The sequence below is a fragment of the Flavobacterium sp. KBS0721 genome (genome assembly GCF_002007065.3).
GTDB lineage: Bacteria > Bacteroidota > Bacteroidia > Flavobacteriales > Flavobacteriaceae > Flavobacterium > Flavobacterium piscis.
Map to the genome: position 1 here is coordinate 5,417,142 of NZ_CP042170.1, position 22,040 is coordinate 5,439,181.

The following is a 22,040-nucleotide window of genomic DNA, read 5'->3' on the forward strand; positions in this document are numbered from 1 at the left end:
AAGTAAAATGGTTATATTTAGCATTCAAAAAACTAAAAAAAAACTAAAACATGAAACGAATTAACCTTATCATCCTTTTGTTATTGGGCATTTTTACCACAAATATCTTTGCACAAAAAAACAAAAAAATGGACATCATTGCTTACTACACGGGCGATGATAAACTGATCAACGAATACGAAGTCAATAAACTAAATCAAATTATCTTTAGCTTTTGCCATTTAAAAGATGGAAAACTAAGCGTTGATTCTGCTAAAGATTCAACCACAATTAAGCATCTGGTTTCTCTAAAAGCATCAAATCCTCAACTTAAGATTATTTTATCTCTTGGCGGCTGGGGTGGTTGTGAGCCTTGTTCTGCTGCATTTTCAACTCCCGAAGGAAGATTGACTTTTGCAAAATCAGTAAAAGAAGTGAGCAACTATTTTAAAGTAGATGGTTTAGATTTAGATTGGGAATATCCGGCAATTGAAGGACTGCCTGGTCATTTATTTCAACCTTCTGACAAACCTAACTTTACAGAATTAATCAAAGTTTTGCGTTCTACTTTAGGCAAGAAGTACGAATTAAGCTTTGCTGCAGGAGGATTTCAGAAATTTTTAGATGAATCTATAGACTGGAAAACTGTAGGACCGTTAGTAAATCGTATCAACATTATGAGTTATGATTTAGTAAACGGTTATTCGACTGTTACAGGGCATCATACTCCATTATACAGCACTAATCCTAAAGAGGAATCTACAGACAGAGCAGTTGAATTTCTATTGAAGCAAGGAATTCCAGCAGAAAAATTAGTTATTGGTGGTGCTTTTTATACCAGGACCTGGAAAAATGTGGAAAATATAAATAATGGTCTGTATCAGGCAGGAGAACATATTCAAGGTGTTCCTTTTAAAAGCTTTGCCGATACTTACACAGAAGCAAATGGGTGGAAATACTTTTGGGATGATAAAGCTAAAGCTGCTTATTGGTACAACACAAAAGAAAAAACATTTGCAACCGGAGACAACTTAACTTCTATTAAAGCTAAAGCAGAATATGCAAAAGCGAAAAAATTAGGGGGAATCATGTTTTGGGAACTTCCATTGGATACACCACGAGACGGAATGGTAAATGCCATTTATCAGGTTAAAACAGCTCAATAAATTTATTACCAAACAATAAAAAAACGGCAGTTAACCGAGGTAAGTGCCGTTTTTCTCTTTGTAAAATTAAATCTATTGCAATTTTGACTTATCCAATTCACCAATAAAAGGAATTGATTCCAAAGTCTCAGCTCTTATTATAGTTTGCAAATACACTTCTAACTGAATAAATTTAGCCGCATTTATCGCTCCAACTGCTTTTTTAGCGTGATTATAAGTCTTAGAATATAATTTTTCATAAGACAGATTATTTTTTAAAGTTCCTTTTGCCAACTCATCTGCTTTCTCATCTGTGAGAGTCGCATAATTTGCGGCATAATTATTAATAAGCTGAAACTTTGTTTGCCCCAGTGCTTTACGTTCTGTTTCATAAGTATCATAAATCTTTGTAAAAGCAACACTTTGTGTATCAGACAAGTTCATATACTGCTTTACAAGATCACTTTTTGATTTTCCATAAACACTTTGCAGAACTTCTACATCTTCTTTAAAGGAAGATTGCGCATAAGATGAAAATGTGGCAATTGCCATAATAACAATAAGACTAATTTTTTTCATAGTATTCAATTTTATTTATTTTAAAAATTAACGCACATCAAATATACTGATTTTTAACACATTAAAAATTAAATCATCAAAACATTCTTACAGTTTTAAAAAATGAATATTGATAAGCTAATGACAAAGCTATTGTCCTTCAGCCAAATCTTTTCGAAATTCTAATTTCGAGTTTACAGATATTAATTTGTTTGTCATCATCATATTTCTGTATGGAATAGGAATTCTAATGGAAATTAAAAACAATAACATTAAAAAGAATATCTCAGGGATATTTTGCAAAAGGAGTTTTTAGCATAAATCTTATGCATTCGGGATGCAATACAACTCAAAATTTTTCTTTTTTAATTTCTTGTGTCTTGGGTGCTTTAATTTCGCCAGTATACGAAATTGAAGCTCTGTTATTACTATTAACAGAAAGCGTTGCACCTCCATCCAAAAAGATAGAAAACAGCAAATCATATACATCATCTTTTCCTTTAACGGTAGCTCTTACTAAAAAACTCTTTTTCTTTTTTTCTACTTTTATATTTTCCGGTACGCCTTCAAATACTATTCCGCCATCGCCGCCTCCGTATGGTACGTTAAAAGCACGTCCAAAAAAAGGTAAATCACATGTTGTTTTTTCTGTATTAAATTTTAAAAAATACATATTATAATCCAGATTAATCACTCTTCCTCCTTGTGGATTGACTTTTTGAGCTTCGAAATCAAACTTTTTAGAATCAATAAGCGTTTCGATTTCTTTTTGTTTCTGCAAATCTCTTTCAGCTTTTAATTCTTTCTTTGTTTTTTCCTGCGCAAAAAGAGGAAAACTCAATAAACAGGATAACATTAATAAAATGAATAATTTAGTTTTCATAAAATAAAGTTTTAATAGAGTTAAAAAAAGATCTATTTTTTAGTAAATCGCATCATGGCAATGTCACCAGAAATAAAATTCAAGGTTTTACCATCGGCAGTAATATCATATGATGTGATTTTGGGTAAAGTGCTCATAAAAACCTGCTCTCCTTGTTGCCCATTCATACACATCATTTTGGTAACTGCCATACCTTGTGTAAAATTGATTTTATTATCAGTCAAAATGAGTTTACCTGTAAAAGAGTTACAACTATTATTTCCTGATACACGATTTTCCGCGAGATCGAAATTTATCGTTGGTTTTTTATTGGGATATAAACCTTCAAAAGCTATTCTGGGACCAGTAATATAATTCAGTTCCCATGTTCCTTACAACTGATTAACAGCGCTTTCTTTTATAGTTTTAGAAGCATTACCGGAAATTAAGACAACTCCCAAAAAAACTAACGTTAGAATATTCTTTATCATAATTTTACAGATTAAATTATAAATAATAAATACAGATTTAAAAAAAAAATCAAATCGGAGCTTATACGAAATTACGCAATAATTTTGGGTTGATTGTATATCACAACATTAAATAACAACCAATAGTTTTAGATTTTTTTAACTATTAGCTTCAATCAATGTCGGAATTTTATGTTAAATTTACTTAATCATTAATTTAAATGCCCTTATATATGAAAAAAATTATCGTTTCCTTCGCTATAATTACCGCCTTAATCATTGGCTGTAAGACCAATACAAAATCAAACGATGCCAAAACCCTGACTGTTGCCTTAGAGCCAAAAAGCAGTAGTGCCGTTGCAGGAACTGCTACTTTTACAGAGAAAAACGGCAAAGTTACTTTTGTTGCAAAAATGACTGGTTTAACTCCGGGAGTTCACGCGATACACATTCACGAAAAAGCAGATTGTAGTTCAGCCGACGGAAGTTCAGCCGGAGGACATTGGAATCCAACCTTTAAAAAACACGGAAAATGGGGTGTTGCTGAATACCACAAAGGAGACATCGGAAACTTTACTGCTGATGCAAAAGGTAACGGAACTATCACATTAACCACTGACGAATGGTGTATTGGTTGTGGAGACACCAACAAAGATGTTCTTGGAAAAGGTTTGATTGTACATCAGGGAACTGATGATTTTACAACTCAGCCAACCGGAAATGCAGGCGGAAGAGTTGCTTGTGCCGGAATCATCAAATAAAAAAACAATAACCACTACATTTTCACAAAATCTAGTGGTTATTTCATTTAAAATTTATCCTAAGACAAGAAAAAGATATAGCTTTGCAGCTATAAATTAAAGTTAATGATTAACCCATCAGCACCAGGTTGGATAGATAAGTTTTTTAGTGAACAAAAATTTTCAGAAGCTATACCTTTTGAGACTACAGATTCGTTTTACTATAAAGTCAGAGAAACTGGTTTTATCTATGGTCACATCATAACTATCGATTCCCGAATTCCAATTCATATAAAAGGCTGGTTTAAAACCGAAATTTCTAAAGTTGCTTTATTAAATACTTTGTACGGCGTTTTTTGTTTAGAAAAAAGAAGCTTTGAACCCAATAACTTTATCAGCGAAGTTTTAAAATTTTATAAAGAAATGAATCCTGAAGGGTTTAATTTGTTCAAAATTTTACTTCCAAAAGACACTCCTTCCCTTTCTTTAGAAAATATAATTGATCAACGCGTTCAGACAAATGACAGCATCATTAGTAAAAACTTTTCGCATTTAGTAACCAATGCGCTTTTGTTTATTGATGTTTTGGCTTTTAGACAATACCTGGAAAAAGGCGCAATTCCTGAAAAATATTTAAAACGAATCGAAGAAACTGTATTGGGCATTGTAGCTTTGGCCTTAAAAACCAAAACTGTCAAATCACAACACGATGATTTATTAATTAAACTTTTTGAAGCTTCTATTCGATATTCGAAATTCTCAAAAGTTACTGTAGATACTTTAGAAACCTTACAGCTCGACTATTTCAGTAATAAACTGGAACATTATTATTTGATTGATATGGCCGGAATGGCTTTATGGAGCGATGGTGTTGTAGAAAATGAAGAAGCTTATTTTTTATACTCTTTAGGATCAATGATGGGGGTTTCTGATGATTTTGTTACCCAAAGTATCGATACAACAAATACTTTTATTACAACTCATAAAAAGAAAATTCCCTATTTTAATTATTCTAACCCAGTCAAGCATTTCTATGATCAAATGACGCACAGCGTTGTAAAACTTATTGTAAGAAACAAAAACAGACTAGTTAAGGAAATTATTCAGAGTAAGGAATTAATGGTTCTTCTGGCTTATTCTACAACCAGGGATCTGGATGCCAAAGAAAAGAAAAAAGTAAAAAAACAGCTTTTGGATATTTGCAAAACGATTCCGTCACTGACCATATTTTTACTTCCGGGCGGAAGTTTACTATTGCCGATTTTAATCAAGTTTATTCCCACTTTATTACCATCTGCTTTCAACGAAAATCTGGACGAAAACGAATAAAAAAATCGCCCTTTTGAGGCGATTTTTTAATTTTTATAGATTACTTAGCTGATATACCTCATCTAATTCATCATTCGAAGCAATATTTACATTCAAATCGGTTACAAAACCTGAATTCAAACCATAAACCCATCCGTGCAGCATTAAATCCTGACCGTTTTTCCATGCACTTTGTACAATCGAAGTTTTTGCCAGGTTGTACACTTGTTCTTTAGCATTGATTTCAACAAAAGCATTAAAACGTTCTGTTTCATCTTCAATTGAGTTTAAGTATTTATCATGCAAACGATACTCATCTTTAATGTGACGAATCCAGTTGTCGATAATTCCCACAGACATATTACCCATTGCTGCTTTTACACCACCACAACCGTAATGTCCGCAAACAATAACATGTTTTACTTTTAGTACATTTACAGCATAATCCAGAACACTCAGCATATTCATATCAGAGTGTACGACCATATTGGCAATATTACGATGCACAAAAACTTCTCCTGGTTTAGCTCCAATAATTTCATTTGCAGGAACACGGCTGTCAGAACATCCAATCCATAATAATGGCGGAGTTTGTCCTTTTGCTAAATCTGCAAAATAATTAGGATCTAATGCTAATGATTTTTCAACCCACTCTTTGTTGTTTTCTAATAACTGCTTATAAAACTCTCTCATTTTTTTGTTTTTTTTGAATGGTATTTCTACATGATTAAACATATTAAAAATAACTAATGTAAAGTTATCTAATTTTTAATATTTCTCACAATGAAGAAATACCTTAATTAATTTAATTTGTTTAAAAATCTTCTTTTATCGTTTCTTTTTTAACCAATGTTCTTTTTGCAACATCATAATAATGTTCGATGGATACATGATTATTAAGATCAGGTGAATTTTCAAGCTCGTAAGCCTCTTTAAATCCTTTTAGTTTTACCTTGATGTTTTCATCAATTGCTCTCGTTTCTTTAAACTCACGAATTAAATCCAGCACATCATGGGCAATATATTCTGTATCCTGCGCATTGATAATTACTTTAGAGTTTTCCGGAATTTCATTCAAGGTTAATTTAATAGCTGCTTTATTCAAGAATGAAACTTCCTGAGCCAAATCGATATGAATTACATCGCCATCTTCGTATTCTTCTTTTTTGAAACTGTAAGCTCTTTTTAGATTTCCTCTTAGTACAAAAATCACACTAATGATAATTCCTAAAGCAACACCTTTAAGTAAATCTGTTGCTACAACAAACACTAAAGTGGCAACAAAAGGTATAAATTGGTATTTCCCTTTCTCCCAAAAATGTTTGAATGTTGCAGGTTTTGCTAATTTATATCCTACCAAAATTAATACAGTTGCTAAAGTAGCCAACGGAATTTTATTTAGCAATGCAGGAATAGACAAAACACTTATTAGTAAAAGCACACCATGAATTATAGCTGACATTTTAGATTTTGCACCTGCATTATTATTAGCTGATGACCTTACCACAACTGATGTCATTGGTAAACCACCCAAAAGTGAACTTACAATATTACCGATACCTTGCGCTCTAAGCTCAACATTGGTATTGGTATAACGTTTTTGAACATCCATTCTATCGGCTGCTTCAATACATAAAAGTGTTTCTATAGAAGCTACAATGGCAATTGTAATAGCAACTACCCAAACTTGCGGATTTGTAACCGCGGCAAAATTTGGCGTAATTAAAATAGATTTAAATTCATCAAAAGACTTTGGAACTGGCAATGAAACCAAATGTTCTTTTGCAATTGCCAATGAGCTTCCTGTAGCTGTAAAAAATTCATTTAAAGCTATACCTATAACAACAGCAACAAGTGCTCCCGGAATTAATTTTAATTTCTTTAAAAAAGGTACTTTATCCCAAGAGATCAATATTACAAGCGAAACCAATGAAACCACTACGGCTCCTAATTGTATATGATTTAGCACATCAAATAAAAATGAAAAGGAGTTGCTTCCGTCGTTTTGAATAAAAGCCTGATCACCTTCAAAATCTGCATCATAACCAAAAGCATGCGGCAATTGTTTCAGGATAATAATAATACCGATACCCGCCAGCATTCCCTCAATAACATTTGTGGGAAAATAATTCGAGATACTTCCGGCTTTTAAAAACCCTAATGCTAACTGAATTAGTCCTGCAATAAAAACAGACATTAAAAACACATCGAAAGCACCAAAATCAGTAATAGCGGTTAAAACAATAGCTGTTAATCCAGCTGCTGGCCCCGAAACACTAATATGTGACTGACTTAGATAGCCAACAATAATACCACCAATAACACCTGCGATAATACCAGAAAACAACGGCGCTCCAGAGGCCATTGCAATACCTAAACACAATGGAAGAGCCACCAAAAAAACCACTAAACCTGAAGCAAAATCAGATTTAAGGTTGGCAAAAAGATTGATTTTTTTTGTCATAATAATACAATACTAAAAAAATTATTCATTAAAGATTTACCACATTTAGTCAAAAATGTAGTGTAGTTCAAATAATCGGAAGTATTATATCAAGTTGGGAGGTGGAGCAAATATGCTCGGAGAAATATTATCTAATTTTACGATGTTTTCAGAAACAATCGTTTTCTTCTGAATATAGACAGGTAATACTACCTCATGTTCTAATACCACAGGATGTACTATAGATTTAAGTTCCTTATGAACTTCTTCTTCTGCACAATTAAAAGATATAGCCGTATTAGTCCCTTTCTTTATCGCCTGAACAATTGTTGGGGTCGATAAGAAAGCAATAAATATAAATAATAATATACGGGCTAGTATTTTCATCGAAGCAAAAATAGTGTTAAACAAATAAAATCAAAGCTTGTGAGCAAAATTTTTATACAAATTTAACAATAACAAAAAAGCAGAATTATCTAATGTGACAATTCTGCTTTTAATTATTTTATAAACAAGGCTTTACAATTCTTCTTCTAACCATGCTCTCATCATCCAGATTGTTTTTTCCTGCTCTGCAATGAAGTCACTCATCATAGAATTTGTTCCCTCGTCATTAATTTCATCAGATTGATTCAAAATTTCTCTTTCAATTTTCAATAAATCAGATAAAGAATTTACAATAAGATGAACTGCTTTTTCATCATTCGAGATATTTTTTCCAACAGCCAATTTGTTATTTTTAATATAATCTTCGAATGTATGTAACGGAGTCCCTCCTATTGTTAATACTCTTTCTGCGATCATATCAATTTTTAATTGGGCATCTGTGTATAATTCTTCAAACTTAACATGTAAATCAAAGAAACGTTTACCACGAATATTCCAGTGTATTCCTCTTAAGTTTTGATAATATACCTGGAAATTTGACAACAGAATATTCAATTCCTTTACTAACAATTCTGACTCTTTTACAGGCAATCCTAAAATATTTGTTTTCATAGTTTTTCGTTTTATAATAAGTTTACTACAAATTTAATATAAGTTCTTTTAAAATAGTATAAAAAAAAATTATATTTTCTTATTTTTGCATCACAAAATACTATCAAAATGACGATTACTCAATTACAATATGTGTTAGCTGTTGCCGAACACAAAAATTTTACGCTTGCTGCCGAAAAATGTTTTGTTACACAGCCTACATTAAGTATGCAGATTCAAAAGATTGAAGAAGAGCTTAATATTTTAATTTTTGACAGAAGTAAGAAACCCATTCAGCTTACAGACATTGGTCAAAAAATTGTAAATCAGGCCAAAAACATTGTTAATGAAGCTGATAGAATCAAAGATATTGTAGAACAGCAAAAAGGTTTTATTGGAGGGGAATTTCGTTTAGGAATTATACCTACCATAATGCCTACTCTTTTACCAATGTTTTTAAACAATTTTATCAAAAAATATCCGAAAGTAAAACTCTTAATCGAAGAGCTCAACACAGATGAGATTATTATTAAATTAAAAAACGGACATCTTGATGCTGCCATTGCCGCAACGCCGCTTGAAGACGAAAAAATAAAAGAGATTGTTTTGTATTTTGAACCTTTTGTAGCGTATATCCCGGAACATCACGCCAGTTTTCAGAAAGACGAAATTGAAGTTTCGGACTTAAACATCAATGAAATTTTGCTTTTGCAGGACGGACATTGTTTTAGAGACGGAATTTTGAATTTATGCAAAAATGGTACTGATATCGACCAGAATAATTTTCAGATACAAAGCGGCAGCTTTGAAACCCTGATAAAATTAGCCGACGAAGGTTTGGGTACAACGTTACTTCCGTACTTGCACACCTTAGACTTAAAAGATTCCGACAAACTGAAGCTACGAAATTTTAAGGAACCAAAACCCGCTCGTGAGGTAAGTTTAATTTACCCAAAAAGCGAATTAAAAATGCAAATCATCGACGCTTTGCGATCTACAATTGCCGGAGTTGTAAAAGGAGCAATTGTTTTTCAGAACGTTCAAATTGTGAGTCCGCTACAAAAGAAATAGACATAAAAAAAGGAGCCAATTTGGCTCCTTTTTTTTATACTTTGATTAGTAGTAAACTTTGTTTTAGTTCTGGTTTTTCGATAATAAAATTCATTAACCATTCTTGTAATTGCTCCATTTCGTATGGTAACAGCGTTTTGATAGCTTTTTCTAATTCTTTACAGAAAAGTATCGGATCGAAACTTACTCTCTCAAGTATTGATTTCGTGTAATCAAACATCATTTTTGACATAATAAAATAAGATTTTCGGGGGTTATCTATATTTCTAAACTCGCACAAATTTAATCAAATATCATTCATATGCGTGTATTTTAACTTATTATTTTAAAAACTTTAGCAACGAATACGTTTTCTTAATATGCATAAATCAATATAGAATCATTCTAAACAACTCATTTAAACCTTTTTAAAGGCTCGAAACATCTCTCGTTTTCCCGGAGGGCCTGCTAATTTTTCGACAGTAAATCCAACTTCAATCATACTTCTTTTAACAACTCCGCGGGCAGCATAGGTTACCAAAACTCCATTTGGCTTTAAACTGTTGTACATTTTCCTGAAAATTTCAGTACTCCACAACTCCGGTTGTACTCTATATCCAAAGGCGTCAAAGTAAATCAAATCAAAAGTTTCAAAATCGTCTATTTCATGAAAAAATTGTTTCCTTTTGGTTAACGAGAATGTGTTGCAAATTTCATTTTTTTTATCCCATTCACATTTATGCATTTCTTCAAAAATGTTCTCAAATTCCAATGCATCAAGTTCACTGACATAATTCATTTCTAAAACTTCTGATGCCTCAACAGGATACGCCTCTACTCCCACATAATCAATTTTTTGATTTTTTTGATTCGATTCTAAAAAAGTGATAAAAGCATTCAAACCCGTTCCAAAACCAATTTCCAGAAGACTTACCGGTTTATCTTCAAATAATGAAAGTCCGTTTTTTATAAATACATGTTTTGCTTCCTGAATGGCACCGTGTTTAGAATGGTAGCACTCATCCCAATCCTGCAAATGAATTGTCGTTGAGCCATCTAGCGTTTTAATTATTTCTCTCTTCACTTTTTAGAAGTTTATAATGGATATCTCTGGAATTTATTTATTTTTAACAGTCAAATTTAGTCAAAACAAATGCGTAAAGCCTTAAAAAACGGCAGTTTTTTCATAAATTCTTTATAAAATCATCTTAATTTTTTCACTTTATTATAAGATAAATAAATCTCAGTTAAACGCCATAAATAATGCAGTTTTACTAAGGAATTTATATATTTTTACTTAATTTTGCATTCAGTAAATTCTATTTAACACCAAATCATTGTTTTAGAATCCTTCTTTACAATGAAAATTACATAAAAACTTTACATAATTATGAGTACAACTCAAACAAGCAAAATTGAAATCAGAAAAGCAACTTCGTCAAAAATAAGCGGAGTAGACTTTCAAAACTTAAGCTTTGGTGCTGTTTTTACAGACCATTTATTCGAATGTGATTTTAAAAATGGAGAGTGGCAAAATCCTGTCATTAAGCCTTATGCTCCAATTTTAATGGATCCTTCTTCAAAAGTCTTTCACTACGGACAAGCTATTTTTGAAGGAATGAAAGCTTACAAAGATGACAATAATGATGTTTGGTTGTTTAGACCTGATGAAAACTTCAAGCGTTTTAATAATTCAGCAGTTCGTATGGCAATGCCGGAAGTACCTGAAGCTATTTTTATGGATGGTTTAAATGAGTTATTGAAAATCGATCAGGAATGGGTTCAAAAAGGAAACGGAAGCAGCATGTATATTCGTCCTTTTATGATTGCTACAGGCGCTGGCGTTGTTGCAAATCCTTCTGATGAATATAAATTCATGATTTTACTTTCTCCTGCACAATCGTATTATGCCGGCGAAGTAAAAGTAATTATTGCTGAACATTATAGTAGAGCTGCAAATGGTGGAATTGGAGCTGCAAAAGCTGCAGGAAACTATGCTGCACAATTTTACCCAACAAATTTAGCAAACAAAGATGGTTTTCAGCAAGTAATCTGGACAGATGATGCAACGCATACAAAACTGGAAGAAGCAGGAACAATGAACGTTTTCTTCAGAATTAATGACACTTTACTAACTGCTCCAACAAGCGAAAGAATTTTAGATGGTATTACCAGAAAAAGTTTGATTGCTATGGCAGAAAAAGAAGGTCTTAATGTAGAAGTTCGCCCTGTTATTGTTTCAGAATTAGTAGAAGCTGCCAAAAACGGATCTTTAAAGGAAATCTTCGGAGCTGGAACTGCTGCAGTTATCAGCGTTATCAAAGGTTTCTCTTATCAGGATGTTTACTATGAAATGGCTCCGGTAGAAAATTCATACGCTGCACTTTTAAAAGAAAAACTAACCAATCTTCAAAACAAACTTTCTGAAGATACTTTTGGATGGACGGTTAAAGTTCAATAACCAAAAGATCGTTTTAAATATAAAAACCCGACAAATCTAAAATTTGTCGGGTTACTTTTTTCCACAATCTTGTCATTTCGACGAAGGAGAAATCCTCGTTAGAAGCTCGACAAAGATTGGATTCTCATTGCGGAGTTACTTGCGAGGATTTCTCCTTCGTCGAAATGACAAAAATTGCGCAAAGCTTTGCGAACTTCTTGTTCTTATTTTACAAGGACTACCCAAAAAAAACTTTGCGTTCTTTGCGGTTAATCTTTTACAAAAGCTTAGAAAAATCAGGTTTAAAATAATTAGGCCCTTTCATTACTTTTCCGTCTTCTCTGTAAATTGGCTGTCCGTCTTCGCCAAGTTTACTCATATTACTACGTTGGATTTCATCAAAAACAGCTTCGATTTTATCTTGCAAACCATGTTCGATAATGGTTCCGCATAAAATATACATCATATCTCCCAGAGCATCAGCAATTTCGACTAAATCATTATTCTGAACTGCTTCGAGATACTCCTCATTTTCTTCTTTCATTAAATTATAACGAAGGATTTTTTTAGTTTCGCCCAAATCAGCAATTGGTGTTTGACTGTGACCTATTTTAAAAGCAGTATGAAATTCAGTAACCGCATTAAGTTGTTTCTTCATGATTTTATTTACTTAAATGAAATGCCAAATTAGCAACTATTCATATACAATTCTCTAAATTTGTCAAAAATAATTTTCAACTATGTTTAGTCAAGGACAATTAATATTCGCACTCTGTTTTTTTATTGCATTTGTAATCGTAATGATATTTGCTTATCGAAAAGATCTCGCATTACACAGAATTTTTTATAAAGGAAATTACAAAGTATTAATAGTGTTCCTTATTTTTATTGCCCTGTTATTTGTGATCAAATTTTTCTTTAAAAGATAATTTCGAAAATTTATTGCTATATTTAGAATCAAATAATTTCAGAAGTTTTACAATTAAACTGCTGAAAAAACGTTTTATTTAAAGCTTTTATTGACCCACATATAATTTTATAAAGTATACTTTTATTGCTACACAATTAGCGTGACTAGTAATAAAATTTATAACTTTACGACACCAAATAAATGACTCCCAATGAAGATTCTAAAATATTTATTCCTTTTATTATTATTAAGCTTAGTTGCGCTAACTGTTTTTGTCGCTACCCAAAAGGGGATTTTTTCTGTAGAAAGAAGCAAGGTGATTAACTCCCCAAAAGCAACCGTTTATAATTATGTAAATGATTTTAGAAATTACGAAGATTTTGAATCGTGGTCAGTAGCAGATACTTCGATGAAAATGACATTCCCTAATAAAACAGCTGGAAATGGCGCCTCTTATTATTGGGCTGGAGCCGAAGGAAACGGAAATGCCATTACCTTAAAAACCAAAGAAGGAGAAAGCATTCAGCAAAAAATGAAATACGACGGAACAGAAGCTGATGTAAACTGGACTTTTAAAGATACTTTGGGAGGAAAAACAAAAGTAACCTGGAAAGCAACAGGAACGATGAGCTTTTTGTTTAAAGTATACACAGCCCTAAACGGAGGTTCTGATAAAGTTATTGGAACTATTTACGAAAAAAGTCTTGCCAACATTGATAAAAACCTGGATTTCGAAACTAAAACATATGCTATAAAAGTAAATGGTGTGGTAAGAAAAACCGAAACTGCTTATATCAGACAAACTTTTACAAGTGAAATTCCAAAAATAACCAAAAACGCCAGAATTGTTATTCCTAAATTGATTGATTTCAGCGAAAACAATGGCTTGTCTACCAACGGAAAACCTTTTATTATTTACCATACGTACGACACCACAACCGGATTGGCAAAAATTTCGATTTGTTTACCTACAAACAAAGAAATCCTGACCACTGCAGGAAGTGATATTTCGGGAGGAAAACTGGATGGTTTTGAAGCAGTAAAAACAACTTTAACAGGTGATTACACGCATCTAAACGAAGCAATGGCAAAAACCACAGCTTTTATAAATAAAGAAAAAATAATGCCGGATTTAAGCTGGTCTCACCTTGAAATTTTAACTATTAGCAAACTGGATGTAAAAAGTCCATCTAAGCTGATGACCGAAGTTTATTATCCTATTAAACCAAAAGTTGTTCCTGTTGTAAAAGCTCCTGTTTACAGAGCCAATACAGAACCAACATCTGTAGAACCTACAGAAACAGATCCTGCACAAACACCAAAAGCAGCACCAAAACCAAAAACGGTTCCTAAAACAACAACTCCTAAAACTACTGAAGAAGAATCAGAATTCTAATTTATTTAGAGCTGATTAAACCTTTTGTTTAAAATTCATTCTAATAAGATAAATCAAGGAATTTGACAGACGAGAAGGAATTTATACAAGAATTATTAAATCCTAAAACGCAGAACACAGCGTTTCAAAAACTCGTGTCTGATTATCAGAAACCTTTATATTCTCATATTCGAAACATTGTTTTGAATCATGATGATGCAGATGATGTATTGCAGAACACTTTCGTGAAAGTTTTTCAGTATTTAAAAAATTTCAAAGGAGAGAGTAAACTCTTCTCCTGGATGTATCGAATCGCCACCAATGAAGCTCTGACTTTTTTAAACCAAAAAGCAAAACTAAGCGGAATAACATCTGAAGCTTTACAAAATAAAACCATCGACAATTTGAAAGCCGATGTTTATTTTGATGGAGATGAAATTCAGATCAAACTTCAAAAAGCTATTGTAACCTTGCCGGAAAAGCAACAATTGGTTTTTAAAATGAAGTACTTTCAGGAATTAAAATACGAAGAAATTGCTGAAATCCTCGGAACTTCAGTTGGCGCTCTGAAAGCATCTTATCATCATGCTGTAAAAAAAATTGAAATATATGTTACATCAAATTAAACCTTTTGTAACAAAACCTGTCTTATAGATATTATGAAAGCATTTAAATTAGAAAACGAACCGAAAATAGCCACTGGATTTAAAACTCCGGAAAATTATTTTGATAATTTTTCGGCAAAAGTTTTACAGCAGCTAAACGAAGAGAAAGAAGTAAAAGTAATTCCGATTTACAAACGTAAAAAGGTACTTTCTATGATTGCTGCCGCTGTAGTTTTTATGGCGTTAATGATTCCAATCATAAACAACTATAATAATACCTCTAAAGAACTTGACGAAGATACTTTGGAAACCTATTTATCCTATCAGTCTAACCTAAATCAGTATGATTTAATTAAAGAACTGGATACTAAAGATATTGACAAACTTAATAAAAGTGTTGCCCTTGAACAGGAAACACTAGAAGATATTTTGGCTTCAAATCCAAACATTGAAAATTTAATTTCAGAATAAATAAAAATATCAAAAGATGAAAATTAAAAATATATTACCAATAATTCTATTCTTTGCTACTTTCTCATTTTATGCCCAAAACGATAAAACAGATGAAAAGCGAGAAAAAATTAAGGCTTATAAAGTTTCTTTTTTAACTACCGAGCTGGAACTTACCTCTACTGAGGCGGAGAAATTCTGGCCTGTTTACAATGCGTACGATGACAAACAATTTGAATTGCGTCACGAAAAAATGAAAGTGTATTTACGCAAATTAGATGATGATAATATTAGTACGATGTCAGAAAAAGAAGCCGCTACTCTTTTATCGCAAATAGAAAGCACAGATAAGGAATTATATCTTTTACGTGATAAATACAATACCAATTTAAAAAAGATACTTTCGGCAAAGAAAATATTAAAGCTTAAAAAATCTGAAGACGATTTTAATCGAAAATTATTAAAACAATACAGAGATAAAGCCGGCAACAAATAAAAAGCCACATTTAAAGAACAACAGCGACAGGAACACTATATAATAATACTTACTTTATTATTTAGGGTTCTTGTTATTTTAAGACTATTTAAAACGAAGTCTTACTACTTTATTATGACCTGCAGCAATCGCAGTATTTCTATTTATAAAACGAATCGTAAAAAATTTTGTATCCGTTGATAATTGCGTCCAGTTTTCGCCACCATTCTGAGAGTACTGAATACCTTCAGAACCCACACAAATAATTTCCTTACCATTTCCGCCCGGAACGTATTGCACGCACGACGCGTATCCAAAACCCATTTCCTGCCCTATTAACTTCCAGGTATTTCCTCCATCAGTAGTAAAAGCTTTGTTGTCTGTTTTTTTGTTTGGAAGTTCATAATCTCCACCGGCAATAAATCCGTGTTTGGCATCGTAAAAATCAGCTGTAAAAATACCGGTCATTGTTTTTCCCTGCACAATAGGAGTTTCGATTACTTTCCATGTTTTAGCTTTATCGGCAGAGTAAAATACTCGTGCTTTTTTTCCTCCTGAAACCAACCATGTATCATTTCCTTTTATCACGATATTCGAATTACTTGCGGCAAAAGCAGCTTCACCCTCAGCATTAGTAGGTAATTTATCCGATAATATTTTTGTCCAGGTTTCTCCTCCGTCACGTGTTACAATAATCGAAAAAGTATCTTCGGTAGGATCACCAATTGCTATTCCTTCCTTATCGTTCCAAAATTGCATGCTGTCGTAAAACACCTTAGCGTTCACTTCTTTATAAACTAATTTTACTTTTTGTGTTTTTTTAGAAACCTGATAAAGCAGTGCAGGATTTCCTACGCTTAGTAAAAATATACTTTGAGAATTTTGAGCAATACTTCTAAATTCCAGATTCAAGGTATCACGATAAATACGATCTTCAAACTTCTCTTTTTTATCTAAATCATAATAGCCAAATCGGGAATTATCAGCTCCGTACCAAACTTTATTCTTGTCTATTGAGATCGCTCTAATACTAATTTTATCCTGAAATAAAGTATCTATTTGTATTGAAGTAAAACCACTGTAAAACGGTCTTTCATCATTATGATTCAGCGCTTTAAAAGACATTAATAAAATTAAAGCACCGAAAAAAAATATTACTTTTCTCATATAAATCAGTTTTTTTTATTGCTAAAATACAATTATTTATAACATATAAAATAAGTTCCTTGTTTTTTTCTGGCACAGTAATTGGATATCTCCCAGTATTAATCTTTAATATGATTTTATCATGAAAACTAATTTACTTTTAATAGCGTTTGCAGCTTTAGTTTTTGGTTCTTGTTCAGCACAAAGCCAAACTACTGTATATGCAAAAAATTCAGATATAAGCGATAACTTAGACTTAAGAGCAGTAGCTTCTATCTTTGGTGAATCAGCCAATCTTCAGGATTTCGAAAGACGTTTGAATGATCCAAAATACCAAATCTCGAATCTTGATTTAAATGGCGATGATCAGGTTGATTATTTACGTGTGATAGAATCTGTAGAAGACAGAACTCACGTTGTAATTATCCAGGCAGTTCTTGATCGTGATGTTTACCAGGATATTGCAACAATCGATGTAGAAAGAGATAATTACAATAAAGTAAGCGTACAGGTGGTAGGTAATACTTATTTATACGGAGACAATTATATTTATGAGCCGGTTTACAGTGTTGCGCCAGTAATATATACCTCATTTTGGGTAAATAATTACAGACCATATTACTCTACCTGGGGATGGAATTATTATCCAACCTACTATGCAGCGTGGAGCCCTTACCCAATTTACAGATATAGAAACAACATTGGAGTTTATATCAATGTAAACAATCATTACAATTACGTAACAACAAGAAGAAGTTACAGAGCTCCGGTTTTATACGCATCAAGACGTACTTACGGTTACGAAACAAGACGTCCTAACTATAGCTTTGCTCAAAGACATGCTAATGTAACAAACAGGTATGATTTAGATCAAAGACGTACTGCAAGCAGAGAATCTAACAGAAATCAAAACACTTACAATACAAACAGATCTAATACAAATAGAACATCTGCAACAGACAATAGAACTACAAACAGAAACTATGCTGAAAACAGAACTAATACTGACAGAAGTTACAACACTAATCGTTCAACTCCTGTAAACAGAGGTAATTCGGCTACGGTAAACAATAACAATGCGGCAAGAGTTGAAAACACAACTAACAGAACCGAAAACAGAAGAGATTACAGTCAGAACAATTCTAATGTTTCAAGAGAAAGTACACCTAGAAATACAAATAATAGAGGAACTTATACTCAAAGAACAGAAACTCCCTCTCCGCAGAGAGCAGAACCAACAAGAAACTACTCCCAAAACAGAGGAAGTTCAGAAAGCAGATCAAGCTCATCAAGAGCTCAAAACACTCAGCGTTCTGAAGCTCCAAGAGCAAGCCAGGAATCAAGAAGCAGCCAGCCACAAAGAGAAAACAGCGCAGGCACAAGAAGTTCAGGCGGAAGAAGAGGTTAATATTAAATTCGCATTTCTAAATAAAAAACTAAAGCACAATTTGACGATTGTGCTTTTTTTTATCTTTTTTCTTATAATTGACTCTAATTTGTTTTAAAACAGTAAATTTGCAACCGTCTTTTATAAAAACATACATGAGCGCATCGCATAAAAACTTACATAGTAAGTTGTCTATAGGGGGTTTATTGATCACATTAGGGATTATTTATGGGGATATCGGTACTTCTCCATTATATGTAATGAAAGCCATACTTGGCGAACATATCATAAACGCGGATATTGTATTAGGAGGTATCTCATGTGTTTTTTGGACTTTGACTTTACAAACTACAATAAAATACGTACTTATTACCTTAAGTGCTGATAATCATGGCGAAGGTGGTATTTTTGCATTATATGCGTTAGTCAAAAAAACAAAAATTCAGTGGCTCATTGTGCCCGCCATAATTGGAGGAAGCGCATTGCTTGCCGATGGAATTATAACGCCGCCTATTTCGATATCATCAGCGGTAGAAGGAATTAGAGCATTTTATCCTAAAATGGAAACCGATACAATAGTATATATTGTAATTGGGATTCTATTTATTTTATTTACCATACAACAATTTGGAACCAAGCTGGTTGGAAAGTTTTTTGCACCAATGATGCTAATTTGGTTCGCTATGCTTGGCACATTAGGATTCATTCAAATTTTACAACATCCTGAAGTTGTAAAAGCCATTAACCCATATTATGCTTATCATTTATTACAAATACATCCTGAAGGATTTTTTGTTCTTGGATTAGTATTTTTATGTACAACAGGAGCTGAAGCATTGTACTCTGATATGGGTCACTGTGGTCGAAAAAACATCAGAATCAGCTGGATTTTTGTAAAACTGACTTTGGTATTAAATTATTTTGGACAGGCTGCGTATTTAACGCACCATGAAGGAAGTACTTTGCAACAATTAGGTGGAGAAAACGGAAATCCATTTTATCTTATTATGCCGCATTGGTTTTTACCATTCGGAATTGTTGTAGCGACTTTAGCAGCGGTTATTGCTTCTCAGGCCCTTATTAGTGGTTCATTTACATTGATCAACGAAGCAATGCGTCTGAATTTCTGGCCAAAAGTAAAAATCAAATATCCTACCGAAGTAAAAGGACAATTATACATTCCGTCAATTAACTGGTTGTTGTTTTTTGGTTGTGTTGGAATCGTTTTGCATTTCGAAAAATCAAGTAATATGGAGCATGCGTACGGTTTAGCGATTGTACTATGTATGATCATGACTACTATTTTGCTTAATTATTACTTAATCATGAAGCGTGTAAAATTATACTTCATGGTGCCGCTTATTACCATTTATTTATTAATTGAATTCAGTTTCCTGATTGCTAATATTACCAAATTTGCAGATGGAGGTTACGTGACTTTAATCATTGCGTCTGTACTTATCTCTATCATGACGATCTGGTATTTGGCTAAGAAAATTAATAAAAGCTATACTAAAATCATCAAAATTGACGATTATAAGAAAGTATTAATGGAGTTGAGCGAAGACTTATCTATTCCTAAATACGCAACACATTTGGTTTATATGACCAATGCTAATCGCGTAGATGAACTGGAGGAAAAGGTAATTTATTCGATATTACAAAAACGACCAAAAAGAGCTGATATCTACTGGTTTGTTCACGTAAATATCTTAACTGAACCATATAAAACACAATATAAAGTTACCGAAATTGCAAAAGATGACATTTACAGAATCGATTTTAATTTAGGATTTAGAGAACCTACCAAAATCAATTTGATGTTTAGAGAAGTAATTCGCGATATGGTAAAACGTGGCGAAGTAGATATTACCAGCCGTTACGAATCATTAAACAAAAACAATATTATTGGTGATTTCAAATTTGTATTGTCTGAGAAATTCTTATCGAACGATAATGATTTAAGATGGCACGAAAATATCATCATGAACTCTTATTTCTTTATCAAGAAACTGAGTTTGTCTGAAGAAAGAGCATTTGGTCTAGATAGTAGTTCAGTTAAAATAGAGAAATTCCCAATGGTGCTTCACGCTCCGGAAAACATCGGACTAACCCGAATTATCAAATAAATCAATTCTAAAATACATTCAAAAAACACTCTTTTAAACTTATTAGAGTGTTTTTTTTCTTTTTAAAGGAAGTTAAAACAACAATCAAAATTAAAAATTTAACTTTCAATCAATTAATAGTACCTTTGCAACTCAAATAATTAAAATGAGATTACACAGAAATTTAGTTTATACTACCATCGATTCTTTAAATGCAATTTTCAATGAAGGAGAATATGCAGACAAAGTGGTAGCAAGAGCATTAAAAAAAGACAAACGTTGGGGAAGTTCTGACAGGAAGTTTGTTGCTGAAACGATATACGAAATTGTTCGTTGGAAACGATTATACGCAGAAATTGCCGAAGTAAAAGAACCTTTCGACAGAGAAAATCTATGGAGAATGTTCGCAGTTTGGGCCGTTTTAAGAGGATACCCAATCCCGGATTGGAAACAACTGGAAGGAACTCCCGAAAGAAAAATAAAAGGACGTTTTGATGAACTATCTAAAGTTAGAGCCTTAAAAGAATCTATTCCGGACTGGATGGATGAATTAGGTGTAAAAGAACTTGGAGAAAAAGTTTGGGCTACAGAAATTGCCGCTCAAAACCAGCCTGCTAAAGTTATTTTAAGAACCAATACGCTTAAAGGAACTAAAGAAAGCCTGAGAAATACGTTGATGGATTTGAATATTGAAACAGAATATTTAAAAGATCAGCCTGAAGCTTTAGTATTAAAAGAAAGAGCCAATGTATTTTTGACTGACGCTTTTAAACAAGGTCTTTTTGAAGTTCAGGATGCCAACTCACAATTAGTAGCCGGTTTTATGGATGTAAAACCAGGAATGCGCGTTGTAGATACCTGCGCCGGTGCCGGAGGAAAAACACTGCACATTGCTTCTTTGATGGAAAACAAAGGACAATTGATTGCAATGGATTTGTACGAAAGCAAACTGAAACAATTGAAATTAAGAGCCAAAAGAAATGGTGCTTTTAATATTGAATACAGAATCATCGATACTACAAAAGTGATCAAAAAATTACACGAAAAAGCAGACCGTGTTTTAATTGATGCACCTTGTAGTGGTTTAGGAGTTCTTAAAAGAAATCCGGATGCCAAATGGAAACTGAAACCTGAATTTATTGATAATATTCGTAAAGTACAGGCAGAAGTTTTAGAAAGCTATTCTAAAATTGTAAAACCAGGTGGAAAGTTAGTTTACGCAACTTGTTCTGTTTTACCATCTGAAAATCAGGAGCAGGTAGAAAAATTCCTGAAAACCGAAATCGGACAACAATTTACTTTCATAAAAGATCGTAAAATTTTAGCTTCTGAATCTGGTTTTGATGGATTTTATATGGCTTTAATGGAACGCAAAGACGCTGTTATAAAAGAATAGTTAAAATTTAAATTCCAATTTTTAAATCCCAAATTCCAATTGTAAGGCTGGAATTTGGGATTTATTTATTTTATCACGAGAGAAGTATAGGGTCTACGGGATATTTTTACTTATTGAGCTCTCTTTTTTTACCAACATTAAATTCCTAACGGAGTCAACTTACAGAGATTGAAACCTTTTTACAAGATAAATATTCAAAAAGAAATATCTCTTAG

24 protein-coding genes are annotated in these 22,040 nt (G+C 32.7%); 13 read left to right on the forward strand and 11 right to left on the reverse strand.

Going from position 1 to position 22,040, the window contains the following annotated elements:
* Positions 1-50: 50 nt before the first annotated feature.
* Positions 51-1,145, forward strand: a complete 1,095-nt coding sequence (locus B0M43_RS22575; protein ID WP_078005495.1) for a glycoside hydrolase family 18 protein — start codon at positions 51-53, stop codon at positions 1,143-1,145.
* Positions 1,146-1,217: 72 nt separating this feature from the next.
* Here the strand turns inward: B0M43_RS22575 and B0M43_RS22580 are convergent, their stop codons facing one another.
* From B0M43_RS22580 to B0M43_RS22590, 3 genes are all read right to left on the reverse strand, one after another.
* Entirely contained in the window at positions 1,218-1,703 is a 486-nt protein-coding gene (locus B0M43_RS22580; RefSeq protein WP_078005496.1) for a hypothetical protein, read from the reverse strand.
* A 328-nt stretch (positions 1,704-2,031) separates the two neighbouring features.
* Complete coding sequence (locus B0M43_RS22585) at positions 2,032-2,565, reverse strand: DUF4251 domain-containing protein (RefSeq protein ID WP_078005497.1); 534 nt, start codon at positions 2,563-2,565, stop codon at positions 2,032-2,034.
* 32 nt (positions 2,566-2,597) lie between these two features.
* Entirely contained in the window at positions 2,598-2,924 is a 327-nt protein-coding gene (locus tag B0M43_RS22590; protein ID WP_371296056.1) for an META domain-containing protein, read from the reverse strand.
* Positions 2,925-3,247: 323 nt separating this feature from the next.
* Here B0M43_RS22590 and B0M43_RS22595 point away from each other — a divergent pair, with 323 nt between their 5' ends.
* Both B0M43_RS22595 and B0M43_RS22600 read left to right on the forward strand, forming a co-directional pair.
* Positions 3,248-3,775, forward strand: coding sequence for a superoxide dismutase family protein (locus B0M43_RS22595; RefSeq protein ID WP_065450550.1), 528 nt, complete (start codon positions 3,248-3,250; stop codon positions 3,773-3,775).
* A gap of 105 nt (positions 3,776-3,880) precedes the next feature.
* Positions 3,881-5,083 (forward strand): LETM1-related biofilm-associated protein, encoded by a 1,203-nt coding sequence (locus B0M43_RS22600; protein WP_065450551.1) that lies wholly within the window; start codon positions 3,881-3,883, stop codon positions 5,081-5,083.
* A gap of 33 nt (positions 5,084-5,116) precedes the next feature.
* Here the strand turns inward: B0M43_RS22600 and can are convergent, their stop codons facing one another.
* From can to B0M43_RS22620, 4 genes are all read right to left on the reverse strand, one after another.
* Positions 5,117-5,755 (reverse strand): carbonate dehydratase, encoded by a 639-nt coding sequence (gene can / locus B0M43_RS22605; RefSeq protein WP_065450552.1) that lies wholly within the window; start codon positions 5,753-5,755, stop codon positions 5,117-5,119.
* Positions 5,756-5,876: 121 nt separating this feature from the next.
* Positions 5,877-7,526 (reverse strand): SulP family inorganic anion transporter, encoded by a 1,650-nt coding sequence (locus B0M43_RS22610; RefSeq protein ID WP_078005498.1) that lies wholly within the window; start codon positions 7,524-7,526, stop codon positions 5,877-5,879.
* Positions 7,527-7,610: 84 nt separating this feature from the next.
* Positions 7,611-7,892, reverse strand: coding sequence for a hypothetical protein (locus B0M43_RS22615; RefSeq protein ID WP_065450554.1), 282 nt, complete (start codon positions 7,890-7,892; stop codon positions 7,611-7,613).
* A 132-nt stretch (positions 7,893-8,024) separates the two neighbouring features.
* A complete protein-coding gene (locus B0M43_RS22620; protein WP_078005500.1) occupies positions 8,025-8,504 on the reverse strand; it encodes a Dps family protein in 480 nt (159 codons plus the stop codon).
* A gap of 108 nt (positions 8,505-8,612) precedes the next feature.
* On the opposite strand from B0M43_RS22620, the gene B0M43_RS22625 reads away from it, so the two are divergent.
* Positions 8,613-9,554 carry a LysR substrate-binding domain-containing protein gene (locus tag B0M43_RS22625; protein WP_065450556.1) on the forward strand — a complete coding sequence of 314 codons (942 nt, stop codon included), beginning with the start codon at positions 8,613-8,615 and terminating at the stop codon, positions 9,552-9,554.
* A gap of 34 nt (positions 9,555-9,588) precedes the next feature.
* On the opposite strand, the gene B0M43_RS22630 is transcribed toward B0M43_RS22625, so the two are convergent.
* A complete protein-coding gene (locus B0M43_RS22630) occupies positions 9,589-9,786 on the reverse strand; it encodes a hypothetical protein (protein ID WP_065450557.1) in 198 nt (65 codons plus the stop codon).
* A 165-nt stretch (positions 9,787-9,951) separates the two neighbouring features.
* Positions 9,952-10,617: a tRNA (5-methylaminomethyl-2-thiouridine)(34)-methyltransferase MnmD gene (gene mnmD / locus B0M43_RS22635; RefSeq protein WP_078005501.1), complete on the reverse strand. Its 666-nt coding sequence runs from the start codon at positions 10,615-10,617 to the stop codon at positions 9,952-9,954.
* Positions 10,618-10,923: 306 nt separating this feature from the next.
* Between mnmD and B0M43_RS22640 the strand changes: the two genes are divergently transcribed.
* Positions 10,924-11,994 (forward strand): branched-chain amino acid aminotransferase, encoded by a 1,071-nt coding sequence (locus B0M43_RS22640; protein ID WP_065450559.1) that lies wholly within the window; start codon positions 10,924-10,926, stop codon positions 11,992-11,994.
* Between the two features lie 256 nt (positions 11,995-12,250).
* Here the strand turns inward: B0M43_RS22640 and B0M43_RS22645 are convergent, their stop codons facing one another.
* The gene (locus B0M43_RS22645) at positions 12,251-12,631 is read right to left on the reverse strand and encodes a nucleoside triphosphate pyrophosphohydrolase family protein (protein WP_065450560.1); all 381 of its coding nucleotides are present in this window, start codon (positions 12,629-12,631) and stop codon (positions 12,251-12,253) included.
* An 82-nt stretch (positions 12,632-12,713) separates the two neighbouring features.
* On the opposite strand from B0M43_RS22645, the gene B0M43_RS24785 reads away from it, so the two are divergent.
* From B0M43_RS24785 to B0M43_RS22670, 5 genes are all read left to right on the forward strand, one after another.
* Entirely contained in the window at positions 12,714-12,902 is a 189-nt protein-coding gene (locus tag B0M43_RS24785; RefSeq protein ID WP_065450561.1) for a hypothetical protein, read from the forward strand.
* Positions 12,903-13,094: 192 nt separating this feature from the next.
* On the forward strand, positions 13,095-14,279 hold the full coding sequence (locus B0M43_RS22655; RefSeq protein WP_078005502.1) for an SRPBCC family protein: 1,185 nt from the start codon (positions 13,095-13,097) through the stop codon (positions 14,277-14,279).
* A gap of 62 nt (positions 14,280-14,341) precedes the next feature.
* Entirely contained in the window at positions 14,342-14,884 is a 543-nt protein-coding gene (locus tag B0M43_RS22660; protein WP_065450563.1) for an RNA polymerase sigma factor, read from the forward strand.
* A 33-nt stretch (positions 14,885-14,917) separates the two neighbouring features.
* Complete coding sequence (locus B0M43_RS22665; RefSeq protein ID WP_065450564.1) at positions 14,918-15,334, forward strand: hypothetical protein; 417 nt, start codon at positions 14,918-14,920, stop codon at positions 15,332-15,334.
* Between the two features lie 16 nt (positions 15,335-15,350).
* A complete protein-coding gene (locus B0M43_RS22670; RefSeq protein ID WP_065450565.1) occupies positions 15,351-15,809 on the forward strand; it encodes a sensor of ECF-type sigma factor in 459 nt (152 codons plus the stop codon).
* Positions 15,810-15,893: 84 nt separating this feature from the next.
* Here the strand turns inward: B0M43_RS22670 and B0M43_RS22675 are convergent, their stop codons facing one another.
* Positions 15,894-16,955: an oxidoreductase gene (locus B0M43_RS22675; RefSeq protein WP_065450566.1), complete on the reverse strand. Its 1,062-nt coding sequence runs from the start codon at positions 16,953-16,955 to the stop codon at positions 15,894-15,896.
* Between the two features lie 121 nt (positions 16,956-17,076).
* Between B0M43_RS22675 and B0M43_RS22680 the strand changes: the two genes are divergently transcribed.
* The 3 genes from B0M43_RS22680 to B0M43_RS22690 all read left to right on the forward strand — a co-directional run bounded on the left by B0M43_RS22680 (position 17,077) and on the right by B0M43_RS22690 (position 21,825).
* On the forward strand, positions 17,077-18,342 hold the full coding sequence (locus B0M43_RS22680) for a hypothetical protein (RefSeq protein WP_078005503.1): 1,266 nt from the start codon (positions 17,077-17,079) through the stop codon (positions 18,340-18,342).
* A gap of 134 nt (positions 18,343-18,476) precedes the next feature.
* Complete coding sequence (locus B0M43_RS22685; RefSeq protein ID WP_065450568.1) at positions 18,477-20,450, forward strand: KUP/HAK/KT family potassium transporter; 1,974 nt, start codon at positions 18,477-18,479, stop codon at positions 20,448-20,450.
* Positions 20,451-20,595: 145 nt separating this feature from the next.
* Entirely contained in the window at positions 20,596-21,825 is a 1,230-nt protein-coding gene (locus B0M43_RS22690; RefSeq protein ID WP_078005504.1) for an RsmB/NOP family class I SAM-dependent RNA methyltransferase, read from the forward strand.
* Positions 21,826-22,040: the final 215 nt, after the last annotated feature.

Coding starts and splice junctions, on each gene's coding strand:
- can (WP_065450552.1), bottom strand. CDS start 5,755: ATGAGAGAGTTTTATAAGCAGTTATTAGAAAACAACAAAGAGTGGGTT.
- B0M43_RS22600 (WP_065450551.1), top strand. CDS start 3,881: ATGATTAACCCATCAGCACCAGGTTGGATAGATAAGTTTTTTAGTGAA.
- B0M43_RS22595 (WP_065450550.1), top strand. CDS start 3,248: ATGAAAAAAATTATCGTTTCCTTCGCTATAATTACCGCCTTAATCATT.
- B0M43_RS22580 (WP_078005496.1), bottom strand. CDS start 1,703: ATGAAAAAAATTAGTCTTATTGTTATTATGGCAATTGCCACATTTTCA.
- B0M43_RS22630 (WP_065450557.1), bottom strand. CDS start 9,786: ATGTCAAAAATGATGTTTGATTACACGAAATCAATACTTGAGAGAGTA.
- B0M43_RS22645 (WP_065450560.1), bottom strand. CDS start 12,631: ATGAAGAAACAACTTAATGCGGTTACTGAATTTCATACTGCTTTTAAA.
- B0M43_RS22690 (WP_078005504.1), top strand. CDS start 20,596: ATGAGATTACACAGAAATTTAGTTTATACTACCATCGATTCTTTAAAT.
- B0M43_RS22615 (WP_065450554.1), bottom strand. CDS start 7,892: ATGAAAATACTAGCCCGTATATTATTATTTATATTTATTGCTTTCTTA.
- B0M43_RS22620 (WP_078005500.1), bottom strand. CDS start 8,504: ATGAAAACAAATATTTTAGGATTGCCTGTAAAAGAGTCAGAATTGTTA.
- B0M43_RS22575 (WP_078005495.1), top strand. CDS start 51: ATGAAACGAATTAACCTTATCATCCTTTTGTTATTGGGCATTTTTACC.
- B0M43_RS22680 (WP_078005503.1), top strand. CDS start 17,077: ATGAAAACTAATTTACTTTTAATAGCGTTTGCAGCTTTAGTTTTTGGT.
- B0M43_RS22670 (WP_065450565.1), top strand. CDS start 15,351: ATGAAAATTAAAAATATATTACCAATAATTCTATTCTTTGCTACTTTC.
- B0M43_RS22685 (WP_065450568.1), top strand. CDS start 18,477: ATGAGCGCATCGCATAAAAACTTACATAGTAAGTTGTCTATAGGGGGT.
- B0M43_RS22585 (WP_078005497.1), bottom strand. CDS start 2,565: ATGAAAACTAAATTATTCATTTTATTAATGTTATCCTGTTTATTGAGT.
- B0M43_RS22655 (WP_078005502.1), top strand. CDS start 13,095: ATGAAGATTCTAAAATATTTATTCCTTTTATTATTATTAAGCTTAGTT.
- B0M43_RS22665 (WP_065450564.1), top strand. CDS start 14,918: ATGAAAGCATTTAAATTAGAAAACGAACCGAAAATAGCCACTGGATTT.
- B0M43_RS22610 (WP_078005498.1), bottom strand. CDS start 7,526: ATGACAAAAAAAATCAATCTTTTTGCCAACCTTAAATCTGATTTTGCT.
- B0M43_RS22625 (WP_065450556.1), top strand. CDS start 8,613: ATGACGATTACTCAATTACAATATGTGTTAGCTGTTGCCGAACACAAA.
- B0M43_RS22640 (WP_065450559.1), top strand. CDS start 10,924: ATGAGTACAACTCAAACAAGCAAAATTGAAATCAGAAAAGCAACTTCG.
- B0M43_RS22675 (WP_065450566.1), bottom strand. CDS start 16,955: ATGAGAAAAGTAATATTTTTTTTCGGTGCTTTAATTTTATTAATGTCT.
- B0M43_RS24785 (WP_065450561.1), top strand. CDS start 12,714: ATGTTTAGTCAAGGACAATTAATATTCGCACTCTGTTTTTTTATTGCA.